Genomic DNA, 25,195 nt, shown 5'->3' on the forward strand with positions numbered 1-25,195 from the left:
CAAAGTTTCGTCATGCTAGACCGTGAAGAGTTCATCGAACAATCGCACTTCTTTGGCGTCCTGCTCGAAAGGCTTGGTCAAGACGTTACGCTACAAGAACTCCTCGAACTCTGTCGCTATGAAGTTCTGGCCACGACGAAACTGCCGATGGCGATCGCATTTCTAACCGCCGAGCTCAAGCATTCCGGCGTTATGGCGCCCGGCATGAGGAAGATAAGCCATTACTTCACTCCGTTTCAGTCCTTTATTGTAGAGCAATCGGAGTCGGATAGCGGCCGGTTCGACTTCAAGACCGCACTTAAGATTCTGAAACACGAGGCGGACTATCGCGGTCGGTCCGACAATCGCCAAGGTTTCTTTTTCTATCAGTTCGAGACTTTATGTCGCAATCGGCTCAACTATGACCAAGGCTTAAAGGCGATGAGCGAAGATCCTCTTTACGATGCGAACTGGAAGGAGTGGATCCTCATCGTCAGGCGGCAGCTCGGATTTGTCGATCTAGCCGACTTGATCTACGGACGAAGCGAAGAGTTTGTCACCTATCGCAAAAGGCATCTCGGGCAGGATGCGGAGGCGGAGTATCCGATTCTTTTCGGAGAGCGAGAAGGCAAGATTGCGTTCGCGAATCGTCGCAAAGACCCTCTATTTTTGTTTGCAGCCATGCAGCGACATCTAGGTTACCCAGCGGTACCTCGTCACGAAGTCGTAACCAACACGCTCGAGATGATACCGCAGTTGCAAAGGCGAATGGAGCGTCTAGAGCTCAGGATCAAGCTTATGGAAGACGAGCAACGCCACGGTATCGACATTACCAAGTTCTACGGCGGTCGCGGCGCGGTACCACTCGATGACTAGCACACCAACCCACGTTAAGATCGAAGCCCAGTAATCTTCGCTAATCATGGATCGGTGAATGATTCTAATGACCATCCCAAATGAGCGAACTGGAATCAACAGGAACCCAAGCGAGACACTAGACCTAAGCAACTAGGTGCGCCGTACCAGATTAAATTACTTAAACCTTTACAAATGCGAACTTTCGTATTCTTTGTGATTTGAGGTCGTAAGGGAGTGGTCATTAAAAGTCATACGTCAAGCCGCCACCGACGAGCCGTTCCAGTTTGTCGTAGAAGGAGAACTGCAACGACGGTCCTCGATAATACTGCACGCCGACTTTGAGTTTACTGCCGTTGGATCGACCCATGCAATTCCAACCGCACTCGACATTCATGCTACCTCGGAAACGAAAGTCTTGCCGCATCATCGTATTGATGCCAGCGTAGGGCGCCCCAGCCCCGGAGCCTTGGCCAACAGGTGCCCATTGGGTGCCGAATTGCAGTTCCAGCGGTTTTGCACCGCCCGATGTCCCAACGGCATAAGCCACTTCACCATACCCCTGCCAATCATCCGAAAGATCGACCATGGTTCCGAAAATGGCTGCATCTCGAACGTAATTGAGCCGCGGAAAGTCGGGAAATTCGATCAGGAACTCGTCGCCAAGATGAGAACTTATATGGTAGTAACCCGCCTTGTAAGTCATATTGCCGCTTCGCCATGTGTTCAATAAACCGAAACGAAAATCGGCCCCTTCCATCATGGTGCTCGGCTCTTCAGGTAACAGACGTGTCTGCACGGCCCCCTCAAAGTCAAGCTGGTAACCGGTTGGGCCTCGTTCATCTCGACCGCCGTACCGGAGCAGCCCAACTCGTCCCCCTAGACAGGCCTCGGTTACGACCCGCTTATCGATCAAGTCGTAGAGCATGCGGCAACCCATCCGCGGCTCCTTTTCGCCTGCTAGATACGATCGATAAATCAAACCGGTTGGAAGCCATTCAAAGCGAGACTCTTCGCTCTCGCTAGTGAATTCATTGTGGTCCAAATGCGGCATCGATAGATCCCAAAACTTGCGATCGCTATCTAAAAAGTCAGAAGGGGACAAGTTCGTATCGTGAACAAACGCTCGGTCGTCCGCAAAGGAAATCCCACAGCACCGGACAGTCAGGCAGAAAATGGCAACACACAAGGCAAGGCAGCCCGATGCTTTTGGAATTCTCAGTTGCCTTGTTCCCATAAATTTTAACGCCGGGGAAGACTGTCACATCTCACAGGATGACTCCGCCAAGTGCCTATATCAAAACGAATCAGGCAGCACACCCCCAAAGTTCGATTCTGGTAACTGAACGACGGAGCGGTCAGCGACAATGTCGCGGATCGCTCCGCCGATCCGAGTCTCCGTATCCCAGTTATCCCCACAACTAATTCTGCCACCAAGCCATGAACGAATAAAAAAATCTTTCAAGATTCTTTGCCTCCTATCAAAAGTTGACCTAGATTTCCTGTTGCCAACGCAGTTTCGGTTGAACGCGGTGGCCGACAGATTTGGTCAACCAGCTTGGGAGCATTTGGTGCAGTTATGTACTCGCATAAAAATCATCTTCGATTGCCTCTCAGCAGGAATGAGTTCATGCAACTTGTTCTTAAAGCCTTTGACGCAGCCATCCCTCGTGCTGCGTCCGACGGTCATGCTGAAGAAGTGCTAGAGATAGCCACCCATCTGCGAGCTGACAGACGATACCGTTTGCTCCCATTTGGTTTGACCGATCTTAGCAGTGTGGTTCCGAGATCGAAATCGTCTTCCAGGGGAGGCTCGCCACTGTCGCTCCTAGGCTGCTCGGGGTTGGGTATCTCGTCGCATATCGGTGCCGGCAGGTCTCCACCTCAGGTCCGGTAGGCTGCCACTCTTCAACTTCTCCCTCTTCTCAACCTCGCCACTTGATGGGGCTTTCGAGTCGTGAGGTTGCAGAAGTGAGATTTGCATCGAGCAAGAATTGTCTCCTCTTTCTTGTGCGAATCTCTTCCAGCGGTCGGGGTTCTAATCCCCCCGGCCGCTGTTTTCTTCTCTGGTATCGTCAATTGCTCTCTAGTAGGCTGCGGCAATCTCAATCTGGTTGGCTTGTTGTGCCTGAGAAATATTTGAATTGACTTCTAATCGTTGCAGAAGCGGCATGGACCGGAACCAAATTTCTTGGCGACGCACAAATTGACGAGTGTGAGCTTTTACTTGATCGATAAGCATTCTTTCTGTTAAGCGTCCGCTCAGGAACTCGATCGTTTCTTTGTAGCCAACCGCTTGGGATGCCGTTCTGCCCAAAGTCCCGTGCTTCTCAACGAGAGACTTTACCTCTTCTAATAGGCCGGCCTGAAACATCGAATCCACTCTCTCATTCACTCGTGCATGCAATTCGCTCCTTTCCCAGGAAAGAACGAATGCAGAGCAGTTTTTGGGGATCGAAAATCGTTCGAACTGCGTTTGCCAGTGACTCAACGGGACCCCGGTTGCACGAGCGACCTCCAAGGCTCTTGCCGTGCGTCGCACATCGTTGGGCAGGATTTTGTGAGCCGAAAGAGGGTCTACTTGAAGTAATCGGTGTCGCAAAGCATCAATGCCGTGTGTTGCGACATCCTCGTCGACTTGTTTTCGAAAGTCCCAATCAGCAGGCGGTCCCAGAAACATTCCGCAAAGAAGCGATTTCAAATAGAGCGGAGTCCCGCCAACCAATAGGACTCTTTTCCCTCGCGAACGAATCTCTTGGGCTTTGGCGTGAGCTTCGACCACAAATTGGGACACGCTGTAATCGTCTGTAGGATCGACCAAATCGATAAGGTAATGCGGAATTCCACCCCGTTGGTCTGGGGCGGGCTTGGCTGTCCCGATGTCCATGCCTCGGTAAACTGCCATCGAGTCCACCGAAAGGATCTCAGCATTGAGCCGGTTTGCGACCTCGACCGCTAATCGGCTTTTGCCCGATGCCGTTGGTCCTGTGATGTATATGGCATCCTCGAGGGGAGGGCGGATCCAAGATTGATCGATTGTGCTTAGATTTGGCATCTTCATTTCCGCCTGTTGGAATCGACAAAACACGCAATTCCACTTAGGATTGAGTCGCGAAATACGGCCTTCAGGTCGATTCCGAATAACTCCCAGGATCGATAAGTACTATTTATTGCGAGCAACTCGAGTAGGTCTCAAGCGGGCTGAACTCATGGTCCGTTCCAGTTTAGTATTGCGAAAAGGGCTTGTTCGGGGCATTTCGAACACCAAACCTTTAAATCTGTCCCGCGAAAGCCGTTCTAACTCACCAACCGAAAACGACGTTGACTACATGCAAGACGATGTTCTCGATCGGCTTTTAAGCCAGCTAAGCGAGCGAGCTACTACGTTACCCGAAGGCTCCTATACAACAAAACTCCTTCGGGGGGGAATTCCGAAAATCGCCGAAAAAATCCTTGAGGAAGCCGGTGAGGTTATCGAGGCCGCTGGTGAGCCTGGCTCTGAGGGCCTGGAGCACACCGTACGTGAGGCAGCGGATCTCATTTACCACCTCTGGGTTTTACTGGCCTTTCGTGGAGTGGAACTGAACCAAGTTCGGGAGGAATTGGTTCGACGCGAAGGTACGTCCGGTCTCGAAGAAAAACGTCGAAGAACAGAACCAAAATGACTAACTCGAATCAGCAACTACGAATCGGTGTCCCGAGCAAGGGACGGCTCAGTGAACTCGCTACGGAACTCCTGCATCAAGCTGGCTTGAGCTTTCGGCGTCAAGATCGCTCGCTATTCGCTAGAGTTAACGGCTTCCCAGCTGACATTACCTTCCTTCGTACGGACGACATTCCTACTCTCTGTGCCGAAGGGGCCATTGACCTTGGTATCACAGGAAGCGATTTGGTTGACGAGGCGGGAGCAGATGTGGCCGTCCGGATGAAATTAGGGGTAGGCCGTTGCCGACTGGCCATGTGCGTTCCGATCCAGTCCGACATACAAACGCCAGCAGATCTCAAGGGAAAACGAGTCGCGACCAGTTTTCCTAACACGACTAAAAAGTTTCTTGATCAACACAATGCGCCGGTGAGATTGGTCAAGCTGAACGGTTCGGTCGAAATTATGGTCTCGCTCGGAGTGGCGGATGCCATTGTGGATTTGGTCGAAACCGGGAGCACATTAGCCGCGAACCAACTTCGAATCCTGACCGACATTGGCAGCTATGAAACGGTGCTCGTACAAAGCCCGAATTGTCGCGACCTGACAACAGCCGACCGAATCGTGCGGCGACTCGAGGGTGTCGTTATCGCCCGAGATTATTCGCTTCTGGAATACAATATCCCTCGCGAGAAATTAGTGGATGCAGAACAGATCACCCCTGGATTTACCTCGCCAACAGTGACGCAGTTGGAGAACTCGAATTGGTTCGCGGTGCGAGCCATGGTAAAGAGCAAAGAGATTATCGGTATCATGGAAAAGCTAGAAACGCTGGGAGCCAAAGCGATCCTGGAGACCTCCATCAACAACTGCCGACTCTAGCGTTGGATTCCGTCCTTGAGACGTTTTTCTGCCTTGAGCCAAGAACCTTGTCGAATGTTGCTGCGGTCAGGGCGTGATGACGAGAAGAGCCTGGCCTCCGACTCTCCCTCGTTGGAACCTGAACTCTTTGCAGCTGCTGAACTATCCCATCGTGGTGTCGAATTCTTAGCATCGAAAACCTGGGTGCTTGTAACGCTATTGGCCATCGAGGGGTTATTCCGTATCGAATCGAGGGAGTTGGCATCGAGCCCTTTCCGCATAGATTGAGAATCGAGCAAATGCCGTTGGAAACCCGGCGGCAACTCGATGGTCTCGATAGGTCGTATCTTTTCGGATTCCGAGGACTTGAGCTCCTTTGCCTCGGAGAAGGATGCTTGCTGAACCCCTTGATCGGAAGCCGATTTGCTCTCGTCCGCCCTCGTCCCCTTTCCATTGGTATCCGATTTCTTTGCCACTCCAGGAAGAAGTTTGATCACGGGATCGGAAATCGTGGTTCCACCCTCGACGCCTTCAAAACGTGTAATCAAGCTCAGCTTTTGAGCCGGCTCGCCAACGGCTGACCACGGAAGCCAAATGTTGTACGACGGGCCCATTGAAGTTTTGCTCATGCTGTCAGCCAGTTGTTCGGTGGTAAACACGAATTTGCGAAGTGGTTTCTGAGAATCAATCGCATCGTTGTCGGCATCAAAAGCATAGACCGCGAGACTACCCTCGACTTCAATGGGATCGGTTTTCTCTTTCTCGTAGAAGTAGACGCGACCACCAAACCCGCGCACGCCTGGTTGTCCCTGTTGATGAAGAACCGTATCAGTCCAAACGGCGAGGATGCGGTCTGGAATAACCTTGGGAGCATCCTTTTTACGTCCCCATGGGAAGACGCTTTTCTTATTCATAAAGGGTTGGCAGCCGCACACGGACGACAAAAGTATCATCGCCAAAACAACTAACCGTGGTGACATGCTTATATGTTTCATCTGCAATGATGGTGGGATTATCTTGATCAGATTCATTGTGGTTTCCCTTCGACGTAGGGACCGATGGCAACATAAGGCGAGGATGGATTCCTTGTTGAACTCTCAGAATCAGGGGCTGGTATGAGCTCTGCGGGGCGAGAGTAGGCGGGTGACTCTTCTAGAGGTGAAGTGATAACGCCTGGACGTTTGTTGGAGTCGAGGATTCCTCGTGGAGTTACCGCTGGGTAAACGACAGGGCAATCGTCATCCGCTCCAAATTGATCCAGCAGACCTGTCCGTGGGAACACGTCACCGTGAATATCGAACACATCGGCTTCACACCAACTGACGCGAGCAAACTCTGCTTGCTTCAATCGTTCCATATCACCAGCCGATCGCACAACATGTGGTGTCATGATGATGACCAATTCGGATCGCTTTGTCTCATTAAAGTCGTAACTAAAGAAATGCTTGATAATGGGAATATCCCCGAGCCAAGGAACCTGGCGATGTATAGTTCGCGTGCTTTTTGAGATCAAACCGCCGAGGATAATCGTTTCCCCGTCAGCGGCACTGACGGTTGCTTGGGCTGTGACTACGTCTACCCTAGGGGCTCGAACGATTTGCCCGTCGGGGGAAACGGAAATCGGGATGCCTTCGATGTCAGGTCCCAGTTTGGAATTCTCTGCATCGATCTCCATCACCACATTACCGTCTGGGCTTATGCGTGGGGTAACGCCAATAATCAAACCGACATTCTCGAGTTCGATATCGCTCTGCTGAAAACCTTGTACTGTGATGTTCGACCGAACGATCCGTGGAACTCGCTGACCAATTTGAATAAAGGCCTGTTGGTTGTCGAGTGTAAGCACTTGGGGGCGACTCAGGATCTCAAGCCTTCTCGTATCCTGCAAGGCCCTGAGCAAGAAGCTTATGTTCTCGCTGCTAGCGGAGAGGACCAGCCCACCAAAACCAAGGGTGTCATTGCCGCGACCTACCGAGAAATTGGAAAGACCTTGTCCACCGACTCGTCCAGAAGAATTGAGGGCACGACCGGACCCGCTATTTCCTAATGGCAAAGAGCTGTTAAAGTCGAAGCCTGGAGTGTTGGTCGCGGCGACGATCTCCTGCGTCGTATCTGTTACGACACCAGCAGGTGTAGAGGTCTGGGTGGTATTGGTTCGCGTTAACAACCCTCCCAAGAGACTTCGATCGAATAGGACCGAATCCTGAAGCCCCATCTCGATCCCGAACTCATCGGTATTACCGAGTACGATCTCAGCAATAAGGACTTGGATCATGACCTGTGGCGGCTGTTGATCAAGATCTTCGATCAGCCTGCTGATCTCGTCGTAGTAACGCGGTGTCGCACTCAAAATCAATTTGTTCTGAACTGGCTCTGGTACGATGACAACCTCCTTTTCGAGTTGCTCGAATGGGTTGCTGGCATCGGGACCGATGTTTTCTACTTGACGCTTGCTCCTCAAGAATTCATTGATGGCGAGAGCCACATCGACCGCTGGAGAATTCTTGAGTCGGTATACTGAACTCTTTCGCTGCGCGGCATCGCTTTCGTCTAATCGAAAGATAATAGCCTCAACGATTTTCAAGTCCCCTTCGGAACCGACTGCGATGATGTTGTTACCACGAACATCGACCGTAAACCGCAGCGGTAAGAGAGAGGATTCATCAGGTGAGCTAGAAAGTTGTGGAGTGGCAGCCGTTCCGCCCGCCGTCGGCAAAAGCGAACGTAATGTTTCGACTAGCGACGCCGCCGTGGCGTTTTTGATGGGAAAGATTTTAATCTTAGCCACTGCGCCGGGGCTATCCAGTTGCTCGATAAACTGCTCGATCAAAGACATGTTTTCAGGTAAACAGGAAACGATGATCGAGTTGGTGCGGTCGTTCGTAGAAACTTGGACGGCGCCCAAGAAACCGCTGGTTGCCACGCTCCGATTTTGGTCGTCGTATAGTTCGATGCTTTTGTTCCTGGTTCCGGTTGCCGTCGAGAGAGCTTGTTGAAGTGCTCGGGCTGTATCGGCGGCGAGAGTGTGTTTTAGCTGAAACACCTTGGCGACATGTTTGTCCGCATAGGGCTTAATATCGAGTTGCTCCACCAGCCTACGAATCTCGAGCAGATCTCGCGGTGAGGCGTGTACGATCAATAAATTAGAGCGACTGTCGGACGCGGACTGGATAACCGGTCCGAGCCCGGGCCGAGATCGGAAAAAGGTCTGAAGCTGCGTTTGAACCTCGGCAGCCAGGGCCTCCTTGAGAGGAATGACGGTAAAGGAACTATCAGTGGTCGATGGCTGATCCAGCTTGAGAATCAGTTCCTTCATAGCGGTCATCGATTCTCCCCAGCCGATCAACAGCAGAGCGTTAGGAGAGCCGAGTGGGGAGACCGATACTCGCCCCTGCCTGCCGCCGATGAATTTTTCTTGGGAGGTTGCAATCAATGTGGCAAGGGATTCCGAATTAACATGGTTGAGCGGAATCACTTCAATTTCAGGTCGCGAGAGTCGGCTGGCTTCATCCAGGCGTTTAATGATCTCGGCGAGGTCGGTGAGTTGACGATCACGGCCACGCAAAATCACGGCATCCAATTCCGGAAGCATTTGCAGTTGGACTCCTTCGAACTGCGGGAGCGGAAGAGAGACCGGAGCGTCTGGGTCCTGGATTTGGTTCGGCGCAGCCGTCTGTTCGGCATTTGGAATAGCGGGGATGATGGCGGGAGGTTGCCCCACGGATTCTTGAGCGGATGCCAGGGAAACTCCGCCCGCCCCATTTTGTCCATCGCCGTTTTGGAACGACCTGTCCTGTGAAGTTTCCGACTTGCGCAGCATGTTTAAGAACGGATTAGTGGGGGCGTACGAACTGCTCCCATTCCGTGAACCCTGGGCCAGTTGCAGTAAGGAGCTTTGGCCGTTGCCGTTCAGCGAGAGAACCCTGAGAGAGTTTTGTGTGGATCGATCGGAGACGGCAGTCCCTAGCCGTGCTATATCCGCAACCAGTCGCTTTGCTCCCTCCAGACGGAGGGTTCGCTGGGGCGCGAGAAATTCCACCGAGATGGTCTCGGAACCAATCTGTATCAGGATGGCGTTCAGCTTGGCAGGATGCGAGTGAACACGGCCCTGAAATAACTGCCTGAATGCTGTTTCGATAGTACCCAATTGTTCTGGAGTGAATGCTAAGTCTCGACGGACGACTGTATCAGCGGAGTCGAGCTGTTGTCCGATAAGTCGACCACTGAGAAACGTGACGCAAAGAAGGGCACAGATAGTGCCAAGCAGGCTCCGAGTCGGAAACATAGTGGCGGGGAGGGGGAAAGAGTTTGAAAGAGCGTGTTCACGTCGTATAGCGTATCTAGCGAAACCAGCAAACCCGGGTCAATGCCGTTGATGGAGCGGGGGGAAGCATGAGGCCGAAACTTTAATCTTTTTATGCAAACCCACCCCGCCAGAAGTAGCACGTCTAATGCTATCTTTACTAAGTTAGTGTGAAACCGGTCTGGTTCTTTGACTTGGGGGGCTGGGTTGGACTAGAATCAGGGATGTCTAAATGAGACGTAGCGTTTGATTCGCGGCAGCCTGATGCCCAAGTAACATGGAAGTCAGAAAGGAAATTTGCCAATGAACCGGCTGAAAAGATCCCTACTAAAAGCGAAGAACAGCTTAACCAAAGCCAAGTCCGTCCCTGCGGAGGAGAGCAGCACACCGACTTTCGGAATCGACATGGGCTGCGACACCGAATCAATTGTCAGCGATGAAGAGATCGTTGGTACTTATCTCAAGACACGTTGTCCCCAGACTTTTGAGCAGCTAGTCCGCCGCTATGAGCGAGAAATATACACCTACCTCAGGCGTTTTTTAGGTGATGCACAGGAAGCCGAAGACGTTTTTCAGGCTACTTTCCTAAGTGTCCACCTGAGAATCGAACAGTTCGAACAGGGTAGACGATTCCGACCTTGGCTCTATGCCATCGCCAGCAACAAAGCAATTGACTTTATGCGTCGGAATAAACGCCACCAGATTGGCAGTTTGAATACCGCACTATCGAATTCCGATGGTGACGAGACGTTGATGCATAAATTGGCGAGTAATCAAGCTTTGCCGGAGGAATTTGCCGAAAGAAACGAGAATGCGGCTCGCGTCAGAGAGGCACTCAGTCAATTAAACGAGCCAACACAGCAACTCATTCAACTCGCGTTCTTCCAAGAAATGAAGTACGCCGACATTTCCGAGATCCTCCGGATTCCTGTCGGGACGGTAAAGAGTCGAGTTTTTACGGCTATTCGTAAACTGAATGCGATTTGGATGCGTATGGAAGAGAACGATGGCAAACAGGACGACTCCTAGTCCCTTTTGTTTTGCCTCACCTTAGTTTGACTCCTTCGAAATTTATCGCATCACGCGCATGCATTCTCCCAGTGATCACCCAACTGACGAAGACCTCATCGGCTATCTCATGGATAGCCTCGATGATTCGGAGCTAGCTAGGATCGAGGAGCTTCTCGCTGCTAGCCCGGACGTGCGACTGAGGTTATCAGATTTGCGGGGTTTGATCCTACCCTTAGCTGGAACCAAAAATGAGGTTTTTGAACCGGACCATACGTTGGTCGGCAGGACTATGGAGTTGATTCATGTCTATGACCGTCCTGCTCAGGAACCACCCCCTAAATCCGTGATAGCTGGATTGTCTTCGGTGGTCGATGCGGCGCATCGGACTGTTCGGATGGCTTGGGTTGATAGTTTGGCGCTCATGGCGGTAGGGATCACGCTTCTGTGCATGTTGTTGCCAAGTGTTTGGTACACTCGTGAGGAGTCTAGACGATTCGCCTGCTCGAATAACCTGAGGGAGATTGGGGAATCGCTTCATCGATTTACGGACACGAATCAGCGTCACCAGTTTCCCAAGATCGAAACTCAAGGTCCCATGTCGTTCGCGGGCATATACGTAGTCAGACTTCACGAAGCGGGTCTGTTGGGATCCACACAGTTCCTCTGGTGTCCCACCAGCCCTAGAGCAACGTTCCAGGTTTCGATTCCAAGTACGGCTCAACTGATCCAAGCTCCAGTGGACCTCCACGATTCGTGGCGACGATTTGTGGGAGGCTCTTATGCTTACAACCTGGGCATACTGGACAAAGGCATATACCGAACACCGAGCTCTCATGATTCCGATGTTCCGATCTTGGGGGATCTCGTTTGTGAGGAAGATATAAAAGCCAATCTGAGGCCCATCATTCACGGTGCTTGCATTACGAATATCTTGTATTCGGACGGTAAAGTTCGGGCGGTTAGGTTACCAAGTTTAGCTCCTAGCACATCGAACGTAGCTAGCGATGTCGATCATCCTTACTTGAACCGAGCACTCATGAACGCAGCGGGTTTGGACACCAATGATTGGTGCCTTGGCCCTAGCCATCGATCGCCACTCACAGTAATGCCACTTGCGAGATAGCCTTACCAGCGTACCCGCGAGAGCGTTGCCAGCGTTGGTAGATTGACGGCCAATCGTTCTCGGTGTTTGCTGGCAAGTACATCTGTTCTGTGCAGCGATAGTCTTCCAACGGAATAGGATCCAGCGTGGCATCCCCCTCGGGCTCCGCTAGGACACGCGTGATATGAATCACCCCGCAGATCGGAAGCAATTGACGGTAGATCTCTGCCCCCCCCACCACGAATAGGGATCGGTTTCCCAACGACTCATACACCTCTTCGACGCTTTGAACCGTCTGAACTCCTTGGATCTCAAGACCGAACTGTTTGGTCAGCACGAAGGTTCGGCGTCCCGGCAACGGCTTCCCAATCGATTCGTACGTTTTGCGTCCCATCAACAAGGCGTGTCCCATCGTCAAACGACGAAAGAGTTGCAGATCAGCACGCAAATGCCACGGCAACGCTCCGCTGCGTCCAATTGTGCCATTATTAGCCATAGCAACGACCGCTTGAATCTGTGAGGCTGGGGGCATCCTGATTTACCGTGTTTCACAAAAGGAACGAGGTTAAATTCCGTGGCTGGGATTCTTGCCAAGTCATGAAAGCAGGGGAATCCCAATGCTTGCCGATCGGCTATAACATAGCTGGGTAGGATACTCGGAAACGGAACTTGCAGCCATACACGAAGCGCAACAGTAAACTATGCGAAACAAACGAGTGGTGATCATCGGGGCGGGACCTGGGGGCTTGGCTGCGGCGTTGCAGTGTGCTCACGCTGGAGCCGAGGTCACAATTCTCGAGGCTCGCTCGCAGGTGGGAGGTCGCTGTGCAACGTTGCGTGAAGAGGGGTTTTCCTTTGACACGGGGCCGACTTTCTATCTGTACCCTCGCATTCTCAAGGAAATCTTTCAGTCGGTCGGACGGGATATTGAGCAAGAGATCCCGATGAAGCGGCTCGATCCGCAGTACCGTATCTCGTTCGGAGCAGGCGGCAAGCTAGACTGCTGTCCGGATATGGATGAGATGGATCGTCAGGTAGCTGCTCTTTCCCCAGCGGACAAAGGGGCCGTAAAGCGATACATGGATCGAAACCGGACAAAGCTCGAGAAGTTCCGTCCAATTCTTGAGTCCCCCTTCAATAGCATGCTGGACTTGCTCCGACCGAGCTTGGCAGCAGCCGCAGCCTATGTGAAGCCGTGGAAGTCGCTCGGACACGATTTGGAAAGCTATTTCAAAGACCCTCGGCTGGTAATCGCCTTTTCGTTCCAGGCTAAGTATCTCGGAATGTCTCCGTTCCGATGTCCTAGTTTGTTTTCGATCTTGTCGTTCCTAGAATACGAATTCGGTGTCTATCATCCGTACGGTGGCTGCGGACGTGTGAGCGAGCGCATGGCAGAGATCGCAGAGGAAATGGGCTGTGCCGTTAAGATCAATGAGCCCGTGCAGCGACTGGAGTTCGACGGTCGAAGAGTTAAGACTGTCATTACGGATCAAGGTTCCTACGATTGCGATGCGATTGTGATCAATGCCGATTTTGCACACGCGATGAAGTCATTGGTGCCGGCAAATCTTCGCAAGCGATGGTCGGACAGCAACTTGGAAAAGAAACTGTACTCTTGTTCCACGTTCATGATGTATCTCGGCGTGGATGGGGCTTATCCTGATGAGCAGCACCACACCATTCATATCGCAAAGGATTATCAGAAGAATCTGTACGAGATCGAGCAGGCCAAGGTTCTTCCCTCGGATCCATCGATCTACATTCAAAACCCGTGCGTCACTGACGATTCACTCGCTCCACCGGGAAAGAGTTCGATCTACGTTCTAGTCCCCGTCCCTCATTTGAGTCCCAACACACCGTGGGATGCGGCTCAAACAGCCATGTATCGAGAGGTGACTTTGAAGAAGATGGAGGCCCTCGGATATCACGACATACGCCAACGAATTGTGTACGAAAAGGTTTGCACTCCGGCGAACTGGAAAAGTGACTTTCACGTGTTCCGTGGTGCGACCTTCAATCTCGCTCATAACTTGGGGCAGATGTTGCACCTAAGACCACACAACAAATTCGAAGAACTCGACGGTGTCTATCTTGTGGGTGGCGGAACACACCCCGGCAGCGGCTTGCCCGTGATTTATGAGTCGTCCCGGATCACATGCAAGCAATTGCTACCAGACCTAGGACTACCGAGCCGTTTCATTCACGAAATGGCTCCTATGTCTGAGGCGTCTGAGTTAGTGAGTGCGTAGGGCCGATGGACCAATCGATATTTACCTTTTCAGCGAGGCTCAGTGACGGTCAGGAGATTTCCATGGACCGTTATCGAGGCAGGGTTCTGCTGATCGTCAACCTGGCAAGTAAGTGCGTCTTCACACCACAGTACGGCGACTTGCAGGCTCTGCATGAAGAGTTTGGAGAACAGGGCCTTTCCGTGCTTGGTTTTCCATGCAATCAGTTTGGAATGCAGGAGCCAGGAACGGACTCGCAGATTCGCGAATTCTGTTCCCTCACGTACAACGTTACATTTGACGTGTTTTCCAAGGTAGACGTCAACGGTAGCGGTGCTCACCCCGTCTTCCAGTACTTGAAGAATGCCAGCAAAGGGCTGCTGGGAACAGAATCCATCAAATGGAACTTCACCAAGTTTCTCGTAGGGAGACGCGGAGAGGTGATCGGGCGATACAGCCCAACGACGAATCCAAAAAAGTTACGCTCTGCGATCGAAAAGGCTCTCGCCAGACCGGCGTGAATTTCTCGTCAATTTAACCAGAATTCTTGGTGCTAGTTGGTAACCTCGTGCGCCGTGCGGTATCATTGGAAGTACTGGTCGGTCCTCAGCCCATAGCGCAACCGCGATTGAGGTCGTTGTTGCGCTTTGTGCTAAGGAAGTTCGCGGCACAATGCTTTTTGGTAGGGGTTCAGTGTTGTTAGCAAAGTTTGGTGAAACTTTGCATCGCTGGATTCGTTGGTAGCGTTTTGCACAACCGGGAGGATCAAGGTGAGTGATGTCTCTGCGTTAGATTGTAGCGTCTTGGTTTTGAACCGATTCTACATGGCGGTTCGCGTTGTCGATGTACGTCGAGCGATGACGCTTCTTTATCGAGGTTGTGCCGAGGTTATCACCATCGAGGAAGACCAATACTCCAACTATGACTTTGAGAGCTGGTGCGAGCTATCGGAACTCAAGTCACTGGAAAAGCAGGAGGGAGAAGACTATCTGCGAACTCCCACCTGCGAGCTTCAGGTGCCCCGTATCGTTCGCTTGGTTTTATTTGATCGCTTGCCCAAAGCGACAGTGCGTTTCAATCGGAAGACTTTGTTTGCTCGCGATGGTTACAAGTGCCAATACTGCGGCCAGACCAAGCCGATGAGCCAGTTAAGTCTGGATCACGTCACACCGCGATCACAAGGTGGCAAGACGACCTGGGAAAATGTTGTCTGCTCCTGTTTGGGGTGTAACAGTCGCAAAGGAGGCAGAACTCCTGCCGAAGCCAATATGCGGCTCTTGACCACCCCAGCCAGACCGAACACGAACCCCGGAATTGCGGTCACGCTAAAGGATCCTCGTTATGAATCGTGGAAGACCTTCTTAACTGCGAACACAGCTGGCTAGTCGCTAACCCTGCGTGGGCTCGAGAGTTATTCAGGACCGGTCCCGTACCTCTGCAAACCACTTGACATGAAAACTATTTACATGTAAAATAAAAGCGGGAGCAATCAAGACACTCGGGCGGCGTAAGCTTATGGCAAAGACACTTAAAGACGAGTTGAAGAAACGAGGGCCGTTTGGCTCGGTGGAGCAAGAAGCAACGTTGGCGATCATGCGAACCAGCGACTTGCTCGAAAATCGCTTGGCAAGGTTGTTGCGAGAGCACGGCCTGACGTTGACCCAATACAACGTGCTGCGAATTCTTCGTGGCGAAGGTAAGCCCTTGCCTTGCTTGGAGGTTGCCAGCCGAATGATCCAAGTTGCTCCGGCCATCACTCGAGTGGTCGATCAATTGCTGGCGATGGAGCTCATTACTAAAAACCAATCGCCGACAGATAGGCGAGTGTTCGAGATTGAATTGACTCCGCAAGCGATTCGTTTAGTGAAAACGTTGGATGAACCGGTACTTAATTTGCACAAAACGTTGTTGTCCAATGTGTCCCAGGGAGATTTGAAATCCCTGATTCGTATATTGGAGATCGTTCGATCGGGTATATCGATCTAACTGTTTTCGTCAGCCTGTCGTTAATTTTGAATAGCAGTTTTGCAAACTTTGATTGAAAGGGAATCGTTATGGCCAAGTTACTCTATGTAGAGTCGTCACCGCGCAAGGAACGCTCTAAGTCTATTAAAGTCGCACAAGCGTTTATCGAGAAATACCGAGCAGTTCATCCTGGCGATGAGGTGATCACGCTCGACTTGTGGGAAAAGAAGCTACCTGAGCTTGATGGATACACGATTGATGCCAAGTATCAGGTCTTGCACGGACAGCAATTTGATCCGCAGCAACAAGCCGCCTGGCAAGCGGTGGTGGATGTTTGCGAAGAATTCAAGGCAGCTGACAAGTACGTTTTTAGCTTGCCGATGTGGAACTTTGGCATCCCTTACAAACTCAAGCATTATATTGACGTTCTCGCCCAGCCTGGCTTGACCTTTAGCTTTGATCCAGCGACCGGCTACTCCGGTTTGGTAACCGGTAAGCCTGTTGCGGTGATTTATGCTCGCGGTGGAGCTTACGGGAGCGACGCGGCGAAGGGGATGGATCTCCAAAAGGGATACATGGATTTATTGCTTGGCTTTATCGGATTCACCAACATTCAGTCAATTCTGATCGAACCAACACTCGCTTCTCCTGATGATGTTGCCAAAACCGAATCGACTGCGATCGCAGCCGCACAATCGATCGCTTCCGAATTTTGAGCGGCTTCCTTAGAGCTGCTAGCAGTTGTCGTCGATAACTGCTTTTTTTTCACCAAATAGATTACATGTAAACAATAAAACGAGGAGATAGAGAATGATTGCAGTAAGAAAATCAAGTGATCGAGGGTCAGCGGATCATGGCTGGCTCAAATCGTTCCACACGTTTTCCTTTGCCGGGTATCATGACGCAGATCATATGGGCTTTCGGAGCCTACGCGTCATCAACGAGGATCGCGTAGCTGCGGGGCAAGGTTTCGGCACCCATGCGCATCGGGATATGGAGATTGTGTCGTATGTCCTGGCCGGAGAACTCGAACACAAAGACTCGATGGGGAACGGAGAGATATTGAAACCAGGTGAGTTCCAACGTATTACAGCAGGAACAGGGATAACACACAGCGAATTCAATCCATCAAAATCCAATCCCACACACTTTTATCAGATTTGGTTACTACCGGAACGCAAGGGGCTAGATCCCAGCTACGAACAAAAGAGCTTTAATTCGGCAAGTCGACTGAATCGATGGCAATTGGTTGCGTCTCGAACAGGCGATAACGGATCGCTAATGATTCACCAAGATGCCCGAATCCTCCTGGCGGATCTCACTAACGGACATCGCTTGGATTACGCCATCCCCAACGGACGCCATGTGTGGTTACAGGTACTGCGAGGTACGTTAACTGCAAATGGACACCGGCTTGAGACTGGCGATGCGATCGCCCTCAGCGATGAAGCCCGCTTAGAAACAGCTACTGACAGCACGGCAGAAGTCTTGCTGTTCGACTTGGCATAAACTTAGATCAATATTCTCCGATAAACTATACTCCCCCATTCCGATAATCAGAGGAAAACCACTATGCAATCTCTATTGTCCCTTACCGGTCGGATCATGATCACCTTGATCTTTCTTATGAGCGCTATCGGGAACAAGATTCCAAACTTTAGTGCCGTTACCAAGTATATGGCTAGTGAGGGAGTGCCGTTCCCCTCAGTCATGCTTGTGGGCGCTATTTTGTTTTTGATTATCGGTAGCTTGTCTATAGTAACGGGTTACCGAATACGAATTGGTGCCGGGATGCTCCTGGTCTTTCTCGTTCTTGCAACCTACTTTTTTCACGACTTCTGGAATTTCGAGGGAGAAGCCTCGCAACAACAAATGATTCAGTTTTTAAAGAATCTGTCGTTGATGGGGACAATGGTTTTTCTCATGGCGAATGGCGGTGGTGCATGCTGCTTGCCCTCTAAGCAGAAGCCTGAACCCCTAGCTAGTTGATAGATTTCCAAGGAGGGGGTTAAGTGGGTAGCGAGCAACGAGGAGTGTGAAACATTAGGTCGATTATGGAGTTTGCATAGCAATTTGCAGTTCGACGAGATAGCCGCGAACGGCTTCATAGTCGGGGCGGATCTGCAATGCTGCTTGATATTCGTGGAGTGCACTGGAGCTGTCACCGGAGTATTGCAATGCAATTCCATAGTAGAATCGAGTCGCCGCATCCGTTGGATTGCGACGGGCGGCATCCGATAGGGTAACCTTAGCTGCGACGTAGTCCCCAAGCTCTATCAAAACGGCACCACGAACCCGCAGTAATCGCGGGTCATCCTGAAATGGTGCACCATGTTCCCTCAGGAATTTCAACGCTTCCGATCGCGATTGAGAACGCGCAAGCTCTCTCGCTCGGGTCTCAAAGTCTTCGAATGCGATCGAACCATCCTGCCCTTTTAGCTCCGTGTTTCTCGTCTCTGAGGTTACATCTATCGTTGTCGTGCTCGCGGAGACTTTCCCATTGGCATCCACCTCCACGATAACGCTTGCTTGCTTATCGATTCGCGAGAACCATTCGGCACCGAGTTCCGAGGAAGCCGCTGCGAGCGACTTGGCAACTGCGATCGTTTCCTTGGCCCGATCATGCTCACCGAGTCGTACCAGCACTTCAGCCAGACTCATACGTGCACCCAAACTCCTCGGACGGAGCGAAACGGCAGCGGAGAGATATCGCACTCCCTCCTCAGGGGATGCGGGAACCGTCGCAAACGCAGTTGATAAGCCAAGATAATGATTTACCCAAAAACTCTCAGGATGCTTTCGCTGTATTCGTCTTAAGGTGTCGATCGACGAGGAGTCTCGTCCGAGCAGAAACAACGTGCCCGCAAGCTGAACGGCTGAGAATACAGGCTGCTGCTCAAAAACATCATCGTCGTGCATTCTTTTAAGCCGCCCACCATCGAGAGCTAAAACAGCCTGTCGTAGCTCACCTCGCCACGGGTCGGGATCGAGCTCCCGGAGCACCTCGGCACACCAATACGCCTCCTTGCCGGTGCATTCGAGCGATACCTTTACCGGTTCGGCGATGCCTCGCGAGATGATTAATTCGATCGACGTTCCGGGAGCACCATTCAGCAACTCGTAAGTCTTTCCAAGCATCTCCTGAACTGTGAACGATTCGACTAAGTCGACCTGATCAACCTTGAGAATTCGATCCCCTTTTTGGATCGCGCCGGAACGATAGGCAGCTCCTCCAGGAACCATATCAGCTACGGTAACTCGCCCACCTTGGTGATGCAAATAGATGCCGGATCCGACCGGTGATTCATAGATCATGAAATCGAGCGATTCCACTAAACGACTTTGAAGCCACGAGGGGGCAGCCGCGAATCGGTCTACCAACCTCGATGGTTCTGTCTCTCCCATCTTGATGCCAAACTCTTCAAAGCGATCAACGATTCCTTGGAGTGTGTCGTTACGCCCGAAAGGATCGCTGCTGGACAAGGACGAGATATTGCTCCCCCCCAGTCCGTTCTCTCGAATCCGTTCAATCTCTTCCACGAATTGAAGGTTCTTTTGATTGGCTTCAATCTTCGCTCGCAAAAGTCCTGTTTGTTCTAGCAGTAGATCCGCGTCCAAACGATCTTTGGTCAGTGCATCCGCCTGTGCCAAGGCGGCAAGCGCTTCGAGCCATCCTCTTTCCGCCGTTTCGTTGCTTGAGGAGGCGTGCGTGTCTGCTCGATTCGACTGCTCCCAAAGCTCCTTCACCACCATGCTGATTCGCTCCGTCTCTCGAACCGCTTGCCAATGTTCAGACCATCGCGTACCTGTCAGGTAGATGGCAAAGCCGAATAAAGCTACGAACGCGACACAAGCTGGTATCAACCAAGACTTGTTTCGATTGGTCCACTTCTTTAGCCGATATACACGGCTTGGTGGAACCGCAGTGACCGGCTCACCCACAAGGTAACGTTCCAGATCATCTGCCAAATCCCCCGGTGTCGCATATCGTCTCGTTCGATCCGACTCGATGGCTCGCAGGGTAATCCAATCCAACTCACCACGCACCTGCGACAGCCAACGCGCAGGACTCTTAAGCCCACAAGACTCCGCGATTCGAACTTGTGTCGACCGCTCCAAGGATACAAAACGGGTTGATGGATAGTCCGGTTGAAAGGTTCGAATATAAGTTAAAAGATCAGCGATCCCGGTGAGCGCAGTCTCTGGTGGCACAAGAGGAGTCGTTCCGGTCAAGAGTTGGAACAAGATTGCTCCTAGCGAAAAGACATCGACTCGACCATCGATCGGACTACTCGATGCCTGTTCAGGACTCATGAACGCGGGAGTCCCCACTAACTCGCCAACCTGAGTATGGTACGCATCATCCCCGGCAAGTGCCGGATCGCTAAACTTTGCGATTCCAAAGTCGATGACTTTGACTGCAGGCTGGCCATCGCACATGGAAACCAAAACGTTCCCAGGCTTTAGGTCGCGATGAATGATCCCAACTTGATGAGCGGAGCTCACAGCTCTTGCGACTCGGATCACCAGTCGAACTCGATCCACCAACGCGAGATTTTCGGAACTGCAAAATACATCGACAGGAACTCCTTGGCAGAATTCCATGGCAAAGTACGGATTGCCATCCGGCGTCGTATCTGCCTCGAAGACCTTTGCTACAGCGGGATGATCCACTCGCGCTAACGCCTGGCGTTCGGCGTGAAAGCGTCGCAATGTGGCATCGTCCGCAATCCCGCGCTTGATCATCTTTAACGCGACGGTACGACGAATCGGCTGAAACTGTTCCGCTTGGTAGACCGTTCCCATTCCGCCCGTTGCAATGATGGAAACAATACGATAGTTCCCAACCGTTCTACCTATCCAGGATTCGCAGGAATCGGAACGACGATCCATCTTGGGAATTGTGGCACCCGTCAAGATACCAGTATTTGACACAGCCCTATCTGTTTCAACGGTATGGCTGGGTGGCAGAACCAGAGGTGTTGCAAAGCCCGCCAGGGTTGATTGAGCGTTAGCTACTGACACGATTTCGTCCTGCTCGTTTCGATTCATAGAGCTTTTCGTCAGCTGCCTGAACCAACTGGTTGGCATCGGTCGGTGCTTCTAAATCGCGAAACTCACTTACACCGAGGCTAATGGTGATGGGTAATGGTCCGACAGAGGTTGTGAAAGGAGACGACTCAATGATTTGGCGGCAGCGTTCCGCCATGTCGACAGTTTCTTTCTTAGAGATTCCCGTCAAAAGGATTGCAAACTCCTCCCCCCCGTAACGAGCGAAAACATCATGCTCAGCGATCACCGAATCAATCCTGTTCGCGACTTCTTTGAGAACTTCATCTCCCGCGAGATGTCCATAAGTGTCATTTACCGATTTGAAGTGATCGATATCAAACAGGATGAGAGTGAGCGGAGTCTGCCGATGGGCTGCTTTGCGAAACTCTCGTTCCAGCAAATCTAATAGGTAACGTTTGTTCAACGTGCCCGTCAATCCATCGCGGGTCATCATTGAGTAAACCGCCTCATGGTATTGAAGTTCGATATGATTACTGGACAAAAACTTAAAGATATAACCGCCCAACTGGACTCGATCTCCTGGAACGAGCGGCGAACGATCGACTCGCTTTTCATTAACAAACGTTCCGTTCGTGCTACCCAGGTCGGAAATCCAGTACCCTTGTTCTGTGCGTTCAATGCTCGCATGCCGCCGAGAGATTGAAGCGTCTGCCACAACGATGTCGGCCGAATCGTCGCGCCCTAAAACTTGCATAGCTTCGTTTAAGGGAACCAGTTGTCTTTCCAAGCTCACAGGATAAATCTGAAGCAGACACCCGGTGGAATCAGAATCCTGATCGAGCACCTGATGGTTCTGTGCAACGGTTTGCTCCCAGGGTGTGGGATATGCTGTAGGTACGGATGAAGTTGTCATAGGGATATGGTTGTTTGTGTTTATGCGAGTTCAATTTCTACTTAACGAATCGCTGAATGTTCTTCAACTGTTGTTGATAAGTCGCGTTGCCTGGCTCGTACTTGATTGCGTTATCGAGTTCCATCTTGGCAGATTCATAGTCTTTCTTCGCGATGTATACGAGTGACTTTTCGAAATAGGCTCGGCCCAAATGTTCTTTGTGTCGTGTCGCTCGGTTTAGATGGATGAGCGCTTCATCAAGCTTACCCTGTTGTATGCAAACCATTCCAATACCCATGTGCGCTTCTCCATAGCCGGGGTTGATCTCTAATGCTTTTTGGAATGCATCAATAGCTTGAGAGTATTGACGATTCGAGTAGTGATTGAATCCTTTTCCTTGCCAAAGATCTGCAGACTGGGGATTTGATTGGAGCCCCACGGCGATGGTCTGACCAGAATGGCCGTATCCCTTTTGCTTCTGAGTAATCATGGCTCGCGCCGAAGCGACATCAAAATAGGTTGGCATAATCGATTCGGCGGCATCGACATCTCGTAAAGCAGCACGAAAATCGCCTGCATTGCCGAGACTGATTGCTCGCCTGCAGAAGTAGCCCGGGATCTGATCGTTGATCTCAATGGCCTTGGTAAAGTAATCCACCGCCTCGCGGTGTAAGCCTTTTTTCTCCAAAGCGTAGCCCTTGAGAAAGTACAAGGCGGCCATCTTCGGAGTTGTTGCAATGGCGCGATCAAGTTGTGAGATACCCTCGTCAAGCTTACCTTTTGCGAAAAGATAGGCGGCTAGCATAGCTCGAGATTCCGGATGCCTCGGATCAATCTCAAGTCCGATCTTTGCCTCACGCCCCATGCCTTCCAAGTCGTGAAGATGGTGGCAAGCAAATCCACGAATCACGTGTGCCATAGGAAAGTTTGGATCGCATTGTACAGCCGTCGTTGCATCGGCAAAGGCTTTCTCATATCGTTGTGCAATTCGATGAGCATTGGCGCGTGCAATGTACGGGAGCGGATCGTTGGGCAACAATTGAATCGATCGTTCCGCAATCTCCAAAGCTTCATTTATTCGAGAGTTGTCACGAAATTGTTCAGCTCGGTAGGTGAGAATACGAGAGCGATTCGCAAGAGCACGTCCGTCGTCGGGATGGGTTTGTAAGCGTCCCTCAACGATGGCTTCCGCTTCATCGTAGCGATCCTCGCGAATTAGGTTCTGTATGATTTCAACATCGGTTTCGCTCAAGATTGCATCAATACCAACCACCGAGATGGCTTTTTCCTCTGCCGATGCGATTCCGTCAAAATCCTGGGCCGTTGCCAAGACATGTGTCCAAGGAGCTAGGGCTCCAAGAAAGGCGATTCGCATCAATTGTTGACGAACAGTAGAAAGCAAGTGGCTCGGCATAATGAATTCTCTGCTAAGGATCGGCTGAACAATAACTGAAGCATATTGCTACCCTCCCCGCTTCGTCGTGCCTCCTCAGCGACCCTCCCAAAGGGAGGGTGATTACCCTCCCTTTGGGAGGGTCGAGCGTAGCGAGGGGAGGGTAAAACGCAGGTCAAGCTGTCAGTTATTGTTGAGCCGATCCTAAATTGGTTGTTAGGGGGAAACGATCATTCGTTCCCAACGTTGAGTAGGTTCGGAACGTGTAATTTGGGTTTTAGATACGGGGCGTTTGGCATTCGCGTTGGCTGGCTTTGATAAGAACTCTCGAATCGATGGTAGATCGGGACGAGCTGGATTCAACTGAGCTGCTTTTTGAAAGTCTTCTGCCGCAGCGAGCGAATCTCCCACTCGGAACAGACTGACGGCACGTCGCAGATAGGTCTCATCATCTTGGTTGTCCAAGCGAATGGCTGCAGTGTAGGAGAGGATAGCTTTGTTGTAGTCTCCTACTTGATCCAATCCATATCCCTTTAGAAAATGGAACATGGGAACGTCGGGATAAATCGAAAGCCCTTGTTCCACAGTCTGAAATCCGTCTGCAAAGTCTTCCTTTGCGAACTGCAAACTTGCCAGGAATCCCATACAAAGGGGATGGGTGCTGCGTCTCTCAATCAACAGATCTACATCTACTAAAACCTCGCGATCACGCCCCATCGTCTTGTTAAGCATCGCACGATAGGCGTAACCTAATGGATCGTACGGATCGAGTTCGATCGCTCTCTGACATGACTCAAAGGCTTCGGGTAGTTTTTCTTGGATACGAAGAACGTTACTCAATGCTAAGTGAGTCGCAGGATTGGTCGGTTCCGCAGCGACAGCACGCAATGCGATCTCGTATGCGTCTTGTACGAGTGACGGGGTATGACGAGACTCACCCCTCTCGCTAAGGATCCTGGCCTTCTCCGCTAGTACGGAGGCGTTGTTGGGCCAACGAGTAAGAAGCTGCTCGAGAACTCTCTCTGCCTGCAGAATCTGACCTCGTATCCAGAAATCGAATGCACGTTTGACTTCACGATCTGCTAAGGATGTTGGTAGGATTTGGACAGGACCTGAAATGCGGTTCCTCAGGGCCGGTTGCTGTTTGGCACCGTAGGCTTTCCAAACGAACGTCTCAACATCCTTGGTTACAAACCGCTCGAGATCCTGTAGCGTAACCCCTCCATCGGCTCCTGCGGCAGCTCCTTCCAAACCTCGAATCACGGAGTGAAAGAACACGCCATGCGTTGCCAGCGCTGATTCCCGCTCGTATGCAAATTGTCCGGGGGAGCAACTCATAAAGACTGCTGTATTCTCAGGTGGTTCTGGCGATGGCTTAATCTCGGACATCAAGCGATTAACGGATGCTTGATCTTCACGACATGCGTCTACGAGCAAGATCTTGTTATGCGAACCCGACGTCGAGAATGATTGAAATACGTCAGCAAGGGAAATCAGGGAGGTGAGATCGCGGGGTTTGGCATCGGAAGGACAGAAGTACGATTCGTTTTCACGCACATCGGAAGCCGCTTGTATACCATGTCCAGCAAATGCGATGACGACAACATCGTCGGCGCTCTTGTCGGCAAGTACCTTCGAGAGTTGAAATCGAATGTTCTGGGCGTTGGGGAGCAAGCGTTCGTCCTGCGAGCCAGTCTTTTGCGTCATCAGCACCAAGTGCGATGGTGCAAATCCATTGGCAGAAAAGAGTCGCCCCAGTTCGAGCACATCCGCTTCGGATCCAGGTAGCGGGTTCAACTCTGGATTCTCGTACTCTCCCACTCCGATCAACAGAGCATATCGCTGAACATCTTTTGACTCGTCGGATGCACGAATTGCAAACCCATACCCCAGGGAGGTGGCTGCGAATGTTAGACCTATCCAAACTGAAAGTGTGAGGGAACGCAACAT

23 protein-coding genes are annotated in these 25,195 nt (G+C 51.4%); 13 read left to right on the forward strand and 10 right to left on the reverse strand.

Annotated features, from left to right (window positions below):
- Positions 1–12 precede the first annotated feature (12 nt).
- On the forward strand, positions 13–855 hold the full coding sequence (locus tag SH449x_RS10290; RefSeq protein WP_482381254.1) for a hypothetical protein: 843 nt from the start codon (positions 13–15) through the stop codon (positions 853–855).
- A 223-nt stretch (positions 856–1,078) separates the two neighbouring features.
- Here the strand turns inward: SH449x_RS10290 and SH449x_RS10295 are convergent, their stop codons facing one another.
- Both SH449x_RS10295 and SH449x_RS10300 read right to left on the reverse strand, forming a co-directional pair.
- A complete protein-coding gene (locus SH449x_RS10295) occupies positions 1,079–2,071 on the reverse strand; it encodes a DUF1207 domain-containing protein (RefSeq protein ID WP_482381255.1) in 993 nt (330 codons plus the stop codon).
- Between the two features lie 60 nt (positions 2,072–2,131).
- Positions 2,132–2,299 carry a hypothetical protein gene (locus SH449x_RS10300; RefSeq protein ID WP_482381256.1) on the reverse strand — a complete coding sequence of 56 codons (168 nt, stop codon included), beginning with the start codon at positions 2,297–2,299 and terminating at the stop codon, positions 2,132–2,134.
- Between the two features lie 165 nt (positions 2,300–2,464).
- Here SH449x_RS10300 and SH449x_RS10305 point away from each other — a divergent pair, with 165 nt between their 5' ends.
- Complete coding sequence (locus SH449x_RS10305; protein ID WP_482381257.1) at positions 2,465–2,731, forward strand: hypothetical protein; 267 nt, start codon at positions 2,465–2,467, stop codon at positions 2,729–2,731.
- A 189-nt stretch (positions 2,732–2,920) separates the two neighbouring features.
- On the opposite strand, the gene miaA is transcribed toward SH449x_RS10305, so the two are convergent.
- Positions 2,921–3,889, reverse strand: coding sequence for a tRNA (adenosine(37)-N6)-dimethylallyltransferase MiaA (miaA, locus tag SH449x_RS10310; RefSeq protein ID WP_482381258.1), 969 nt, complete (start codon positions 3,887–3,889; stop codon positions 2,921–2,923).
- 154 nt (positions 3,890–4,043) lie between these two features.
- On the opposite strand from miaA, the gene hisE reads away from it, so the two are divergent.
- Both hisE and hisG read left to right on the forward strand, forming a co-directional pair.
- On the forward strand, positions 4,044–4,499 hold the full coding sequence (gene hisE / locus SH449x_RS10315) for a phosphoribosyl-ATP diphosphatase (RefSeq protein WP_482381259.1): 456 nt from the start codon (positions 4,044–4,046) through the stop codon (positions 4,497–4,499).
- Complete coding sequence (gene hisG / locus SH449x_RS10320; protein ID WP_482381260.1) at positions 4,496–5,359, forward strand: ATP phosphoribosyltransferase; 864 nt, start codon at positions 4,496–4,498, stop codon at positions 5,357–5,359. The genes hisE and hisG overlap by 4 nt, the downstream gene beginning before the upstream one ends.
- Here the strand turns inward: hisG and SH449x_RS10325 are convergent.
- Together SH449x_RS10325 and SH449x_RS10330 are read right to left on the reverse strand one after the other, a co-directional pair.
- Positions 5,356–6,369 carry a hypothetical protein gene (locus tag SH449x_RS10325; protein ID WP_482381261.1) on the reverse strand — a complete coding sequence of 338 codons (1,014 nt, stop codon included), beginning with the start codon at positions 6,367–6,369 and terminating at the stop codon, positions 5,356–5,358. The two genes, hisG and SH449x_RS10325, sit on opposite strands and share 4 nt — an antisense overlap.
- Complete coding sequence (locus tag SH449x_RS10330; protein WP_482381262.1) at positions 6,366–9,623, reverse strand: secretin N-terminal domain-containing protein; 3,258 nt, start codon at positions 9,621–9,623, stop codon at positions 6,366–6,368. Before SH449x_RS10330 ends, SH449x_RS10325 begins: the two co-directional genes overlap by 4 nt.
- 321 nt (positions 9,624–9,944) lie before the next feature.
- On the opposite strand from SH449x_RS10330, the gene SH449x_RS10335 reads away from it, so the two are divergent.
- Positions 9,945–10,670: an RNA polymerase sigma factor gene (locus SH449x_RS10335; protein WP_482381263.1), complete on the forward strand. Its 726-nt coding sequence runs from the start codon at positions 9,945–9,947 to the stop codon at positions 10,668–10,670.
- Positions 10,671–10,728: 58 nt separating this feature from the next.
- The gene (locus SH449x_RS10340) at positions 10,729–11,775 is read left to right on the forward strand and encodes an anti-sigma factor (RefSeq protein ID WP_482381264.1); all 1,047 of its coding nucleotides are present in this window, start codon (positions 10,729–10,731) and stop codon (positions 11,773–11,775) included.
- Here the strand turns inward: SH449x_RS10340 and SH449x_RS10345 are convergent.
- A complete protein-coding gene (locus tag SH449x_RS10345) occupies positions 11,750–12,286 on the reverse strand; it encodes a dihydrofolate reductase (RefSeq protein ID WP_482381265.1) in 537 nt (178 codons plus the stop codon). The genes SH449x_RS10340 and SH449x_RS10345 overlap by 26 nt on opposite strands.
- A 169-nt stretch (positions 12,287–12,455) precedes the next feature.
- On the opposite strand from SH449x_RS10345, the gene crtI reads away from it, so the two are divergent.
- The 7 genes from crtI (at position 12,456) to SH449x_RS10380 (ending at position 17,936) form a co-directional block, all read left to right on the forward strand.
- Positions 12,456–14,003, forward strand: coding sequence for a phytoene desaturase family protein (crtI, locus tag SH449x_RS10350; RefSeq protein ID WP_482381266.1), 1,548 nt, complete (start codon positions 12,456–12,458; stop codon positions 14,001–14,003).
- A gap of 5 nt (positions 14,004–14,008) precedes the next feature.
- Positions 14,009–14,503 (forward strand): glutathione peroxidase, encoded by a 495-nt coding sequence (locus tag SH449x_RS10355; protein ID WP_482381267.1) that lies wholly within the window; start codon positions 14,009–14,011, stop codon positions 14,501–14,503.
- Positions 14,504–14,752: 249 nt separating this feature from the next.
- Positions 14,753–15,367 carry an HNH endonuclease gene (locus SH449x_RS10360; protein ID WP_482381268.1) on the forward strand — a complete coding sequence of 205 codons (615 nt, stop codon included), beginning with the start codon at positions 14,753–14,755 and terminating at the stop codon, positions 15,365–15,367.
- A 130-nt stretch (positions 15,368–15,497) separates the two neighbouring features.
- Positions 15,498–15,968: a MarR family winged helix-turn-helix transcriptional regulator gene (locus SH449x_RS10365; RefSeq protein WP_482381269.1), complete on the forward strand. Its 471-nt coding sequence runs from the start codon at positions 15,498–15,500 to the stop codon at positions 15,966–15,968.
- 68 nt (positions 15,969–16,036) lie between these two features.
- Positions 16,037–16,663: an FMN-dependent NADH-azoreductase gene (locus SH449x_RS10370; RefSeq protein ID WP_482381270.1), complete on the forward strand. Its 627-nt coding sequence runs from the start codon at positions 16,037–16,039 to the stop codon at positions 16,661–16,663.
- 94 nt (positions 16,664–16,757) lie between these two features.
- Complete coding sequence (locus SH449x_RS10375; protein ID WP_482381271.1) at positions 16,758–17,456, forward strand: pirin family protein; 699 nt, start codon at positions 16,758–16,760, stop codon at positions 17,454–17,456.
- 27 nt (positions 17,457–17,483) lie between these two features.
- Positions 17,484–17,936 (forward strand): DoxX family protein, encoded by a 453-nt coding sequence (locus SH449x_RS10380; protein WP_482381820.1) that lies wholly within the window; start codon positions 17,484–17,486, stop codon positions 17,934–17,936.
- A 63-nt stretch (positions 17,937–17,999) separates the two neighbouring features.
- Here the strand turns inward: SH449x_RS10380 and SH449x_RS10385 are convergent, their stop codons facing one another.
- From SH449x_RS10385 to SH449x_RS10400, 4 genes are all read right to left on the reverse strand, one after another.
- The gene (locus tag SH449x_RS10385; protein ID WP_482381272.1) at positions 18,000–20,999 is read right to left on the reverse strand and encodes a protein kinase domain-containing protein; all 3,000 of its coding nucleotides are present in this window, start codon (positions 20,997–20,999) and stop codon (positions 18,000–18,002) included.
- Positions 20,959–21,873, reverse strand: coding sequence for a GGDEF domain-containing protein (locus SH449x_RS10390; RefSeq protein ID WP_482381273.1), 915 nt, complete (start codon positions 21,871–21,873; stop codon positions 20,959–20,961). The genes SH449x_RS10385 and SH449x_RS10390 overlap by 41 nt, the downstream gene beginning before the upstream one ends.
- 37 nt (positions 21,874–21,910) lie before the next feature.
- On the reverse strand, positions 21,911–23,266 hold the full coding sequence (locus SH449x_RS10395) for a tetratricopeptide repeat protein (RefSeq protein WP_482381274.1): 1,356 nt from the start codon (positions 23,264–23,266) through the stop codon (positions 21,911–21,913).
- 195 nt (positions 23,267–23,461) lie between these two features.
- On the reverse strand, positions 23,462–25,195 hold the full coding sequence (locus SH449x_RS10400; RefSeq protein WP_482381275.1) for a caspase family protein: 1,734 nt from the start codon (positions 25,193–25,195) through the stop codon (positions 23,462–23,464).

It is taken from the genome of Brakhagea baltica (assembly GCF_052161605.1).
In the GTDB taxonomy this organism is placed as follows: Bacteria; Planctomycetota; Planctomycetia; order Pirellulales; family Pirellulaceae; genus JBKCUI01.